Consider the following 4,254-nt stretch of genomic DNA (forward strand, 5'->3'; position numbering starts at 1 on the left):
CCGCCTCCGCTGCCTACTCATCGCCGGCGGCCTCGACACGTGACCCCCACCTCAAGTCCGAAGAGCCGGTTTGGTCAGCGAAAGTAGCTGAAAGTCTAGAATCGAACTGCCATCGCAGCCGCAAGCCTCTTCTACGCTGCAAATGCCACCGTCTTGGAGTGTGACATGTCGCGAACCGAGGGCTTCTCACAAGGCCTCTACCAGCCCGTGATGGGAACCGACCTGCGGATCCAGGTGTGGGCGCAGAACCAGTCGGCAGCCGAGACCGGGGAGCAGGTGGTGCTGAGCGAGGTGCAGCAACTGGCGGCCGTCTTCACCACCTGGGAGCCGGCCTCCGAGCTGATGCGCTGGCGTCGCGGCGAGATCGAGCAGCCCTCACCGGAGCTGGAGGCGGTGCTGCTGCGCTCGGAGCACTACTTCCGGTTGGGCGGGGGCGCCTTCCACCCGGCCTGCGAGCCGCTGCGGCTGCGCTGGCTGCGTGCCGAGCGTGAGGGCGTCGTCCCGTCGCGCGAGGAGATGGCCACCTTGGCTCGCTCCATCGCCGAGCTCCCCTGGCGCGAGGAGTCGGGTCGGCTGCGCCGCACCGGTGACTGCCGCGGCGCGGACGTCAACGCCTTCGTCAAGGGCTGGATCGTCGACGCCGCCCTGGAGCGCGCCTGGCGCGAGGTGCCCGGGCTGACGAGGATCGGGGTGAACGCCGGCGGAGACCTGCGCCACCGCGGCGAGGGTGTCTGGCGGGTCGGCGTCGAGGATCCGCTGCGTCCGGCGGACAACGGGGCCGACCGGATCGCGACGGTGGCGCTGCACGACGCGGCGATCGCCAGCTCGGGCCTGGCGCGGCGCGGCTTCCGGGTGGGCGAGGCCTGGTTCGGGCACGTCATCGATCCGCGCACCGGGTGGCCGGTGGAGCACCTGGCGCAGGCCACGGTGGTGGCCCCGGACTGCGGCACCGCCGACGCGCTGGCCACCATCTGCGGCGTCCTGGAGCCCGAACAGGCCGTGGCCTTCGTCGACGACTGGCCGGCCGCCGAGGCACTGTTGGTGACCGCGGACGGCCAGCACCGCTGCAGCGCGGGCTGGCAGCAACTGCTGGCCTGAGTCCAGGGGCGGGCGCACCAGGCTCAGGCGGTGAACCTGAGGTGGGTGGTGGTCAGCTCCCCATTGCTGCCGAGGTCCACGTCGAGGGCCGTTCCGCCCAGCGTCTGTAGGGAGGCCACCAGCGACTCGGTGCCGTGCTCCCGGTTGGCCTCGATGCAGAAGTTGTACCTCCCGGCGGGCACCCGGTTGCCGTCGGCGTCGGTGCAGTCCCAGGTGCAGTCATAGCTGCCCGCGGGCTTGGTGCCTTCCGTGGTGGTGTCGGTGCCGCCGGACTTGGCGTACCAGGCGCTCAGCTCGTTGAGCCAGCGGTCCTGGCCGGACAGGTGGCACAGCATCAGGGTCTTGACGAAGGCGCCGGTGGCGTCCTCCACCCAGACCGCGTAGTAGGGGTTCTTGACCATGCCGCCACCGCTGGCGGTGTAGGTGAAGCTCACCGTGGCCTGGGCGGTGGCGGGCAGGGTGCCGCCCTGTCCGGTCGAGGCGCTGGTGGTGGCAGCGGCACTCGGCGTCGTGGTGGGGCCGGTGCTGGCCGGGGAGCTGGCCTGGCTCGACGCGCCGGAGGTAGCGGAGGAGGTGCTGTCCGTGGTGGCGCAGGCGGCCAGCCCGGTGAGGGCGGCCATCGAGGCGCCGCCCAGGAAGGCACGGCGGGAGACCTGGGAGAAACGGGAGGTGGTCATGGAAGGCTCCTGGAGGGGTTGGCCCGGCGACGGCCGGTGGGGATGTCACCACCCTCGGCTGCAAGCCTGTGCCGGTGCTGTGCCCCTGGCACGAGCCGGCTGTGAAGGCCGGGCCCGCGACGCGCGACGGCCGCCCGGCTCAGGCGAGCGGGCGGCCGTCGTGGTCCGGAGAGCCGTCAGAGGGCGTCCTCGCTGATCCGGTCCAGGGCCTTGGTCCAGTGCTCGGTCAGCCAGTCACGGTCGGCATCTGCCGGCAGCTTGTCGTGGACGATCTCCAGCTTGGTGCGGTCCTCACCCTCGGCCGAGAGGTGGAGGTCCACCAGGGTGGCCGGGGCGTTCTCGTCGCGGTGCCAGGAGAAGCGGATCTGCTCCAGGGGGTGGAAGCTGCGGGTCACGCCGTGGGTGCCGTCGTCGGCCTGCCAGCCCTGGCCCTTGTCGCCGAGCCTGCCACCCGGACCGAGCAGCGCCTCGGTGCCCTCGTCGGTGAGCAGGACCTTCCACACGTCCTTGATGGGATGGGACACCAGCCGACTCACCACGACGGCGGTGTCCTGGGTCGCGCCGGGCGCCTCGCTCAGGGTCTGATCGGACATTGGGGACCTCTTTCCTTGCGACATTGCAGGTTGTGAGAATCCACCGGACCGGGTCCATCCGGCCGGTGTGACAAGACTCTAGTGTCCCTCCGACGGGCGCGGAAGGGACTTCGGCGGTTCAGTGAGCAATGTCACCGGACCGGCCCTTGAGCGCAGGTTCACAAGCCGAGACGCGCGTCAGAGCGGTCCCTGCGGCGGTGCGGCGCGACGGCTGCGCGAGTAGCTGGAGACGGTCGGTGAGCCGGCCTCCCAGAAGCGCCACGGATGGTCGGCGGCCTGGCTCACGCCCACCCTCGGGCCGCTGGCCGTGCGGACCGGACGACGGCCGTCGAGCAGCAGGAAACTGCCGTGCGCCGGAGCAGGCGCGGCCTGGTCGGACTGCTCCACGACCGCACCGGAGTCCGCCAGGGACAGGCCCAGCGCCTGCCCGACGCAGCCGGGCCCCTTGGCCAGCAGGTGGTCGGGCACGGGCGGGGCGTCGGGCCGGCGTCCGGCCGCCCGCCGACCACGGGCCAGCTCGTGGCCGGCCACCACCTCACCGGCCCGCAGCAGGACGGCACCGGCCGTGCCGTCGGACCCGCAGACGATGTTGGCGGCCAGGTGGATGCCGTAGGAGAGGTAGACGTAGAGGTGCGCCGAGGGACCGAACATCACCCGGGTGCGTGGCGTGACCCCCCGGAAGGCGTGCGAGGCCGGGTCGTCGCCACCCCGGTAGGCCTCGACCTCGGTCAGCCGCAGCGCCACCCCGTCATGGCAGAGCACGGCGCCGAGCAGCTCGGGGGCCACCTCGAGCGGGTCACGGGACAGGTCGATCACCCTGCCATGGTCGCACGCCCTGTGGACCGCCGTCGGGACAGGCTGCCACCGCCCGCCAGTAGGCTTGTCCGGTGACCATTCGCGCGGGAGCCCCGGCCGTGGTGGCCGCCGCGCTGCTCGCGACGGCCGCCTGCTCGACGACCACGCCCACCGAGCCCCGGGCCACCGCACCGGCCGCCACGGCCTCCTCCGTGGCGCCGTCCGCGGCCTCGACGGCCCTGCTGCGCCCAGGGGCGGCCCGCACGGCGCTGGACGCACTGGTCCGGGCCAGCGGCGGGTTGCCGGTGATCAAGGTGGACATGAGCGCCTCCTCGGCCACCCTCAGCGCCCTCAAGGACGGGCGCGTGGTGGCCTGGCGCTGGGACGCGGGCGTGGTGACCCCCGTCGAGAGCGACATCGAGTACATCAAGCAGGCCAGCTTCTCCCCCGCGGACTATGCCGTCGACAGACTGCCGCAGATCCTCACCCAGGCCGCCCGGGTCTCGGGCTCCAGCTCGAACCAGGAGCTGCAGATCGTCGAGTACGACCAGGGCCAGGTGCTGATGACGGTCACCACCCGCCCGGAGTCCATGCCGGTCTTCTTCCGCCCGGACGGCTCGGCCATCAACCGGCTCGACTTCACCACGGCCGACGGCTTCCGTGAGGCCATCCGCGACACCGCCGGCACCGGCCGGGTGCTGGCCATGGGCTGGGACGCCGATGGTGGCTTCTGGGCCGACACCGCCTCGCGCGACGAGGACGGCGTGGTGGACCGGATGACCCGGCAGGCCAAGGTGCCCAGCTGGCGCTCCGCCCGCAAGGCCGACGCCACCGGCCCCACCTTCCCGGCCTCGCAGGTGGATCCCGCGGTGCTGGCGCGGCTGGCGGCGAGCCTTCCGGCCAGCGAGGGCCACCCGGAGGCCACGCCCAGCTTCCAGATCGAGCGCAAGTACCAGATGGCCCTGCCGGTCATCACCTGGGACGTGGGGGGCACCACCGTGGTCACCACGCTGGCCGGCACGGACATCACCGCGACGGTGGGCGGCTGAGGCACCCGGAACATCGCGTCAGCATGACGACGGCGGCCGGCA

General features: G+C 72.4%; 5 protein-coding genes. 2 read left to right on the forward strand and 3 right to left on the reverse strand.

The window, feature by feature from the left end:
* Window positions 1–165: 165 nt before the first annotated feature.
* Window positions 166–1,098: an FAD:protein FMN transferase gene (locus ABD073_RS00715; protein ID WP_343871791.1), complete on the forward strand. Its 933-nt coding sequence runs from the start codon at window positions 166–168 to the stop codon at window positions 1,096–1,098.
* A gap of 23 nt (window positions 1,099–1,121) precedes the next feature.
* Here the strand turns inward: ABD073_RS00715 and ABD073_RS00720 are convergent, their stop codons facing one another.
* From ABD073_RS00720 to ABD073_RS00730, 3 genes are all read right to left on the reverse strand, one after another.
* Window positions 1,122–1,775 carry a DUF2271 domain-containing protein gene (locus ABD073_RS00720; protein WP_343871793.1) on the reverse strand — a complete coding sequence of 218 codons (654 nt, stop codon included), beginning with the start codon at window positions 1,773–1,775 and terminating at the stop codon, window positions 1,122–1,124.
* A gap of 176 nt (window positions 1,776–1,951) precedes the next feature.
* Window positions 1,952–2,368, reverse strand: a complete 417-nt coding sequence (locus ABD073_RS00725) for an SRPBCC family protein (protein WP_343871794.1) — start codon at window positions 2,366–2,368, stop codon at window positions 1,952–1,954.
* Window positions 2,369–2,545: 177 nt separating this feature from the next.
* Window positions 2,546–3,184: a DNA-3-methyladenine glycosylase gene (locus ABD073_RS00730; protein WP_343871795.1), complete on the reverse strand. Its 639-nt coding sequence runs from the start codon at window positions 3,182–3,184 to the stop codon at window positions 2,546–2,548.
* Between the two features lie 71 nt (window positions 3,185–3,255).
* Here ABD073_RS00730 and ABD073_RS00735 point away from each other — a divergent pair, with 71 nt between their 5' ends.
* Window positions 3,256–4,212 carry a periplasmic binding family protein gene (locus ABD073_RS00735; protein ID WP_343871796.1) on the forward strand — a complete coding sequence of 319 codons (957 nt, stop codon included), beginning with the start codon at window positions 3,256–3,258 and terminating at the stop codon, window positions 4,210–4,212.
* Window positions 4,213–4,254: the final 42 nt, after the last annotated feature.

This window comes from Luteococcus peritonei, assembly GCF_039526385.1.
Taxonomy (GTDB): domain Bacteria; phylum Actinomycetota; class Actinomycetes; order Propionibacteriales; family Propionibacteriaceae; genus Luteococcus; species Luteococcus peritonei.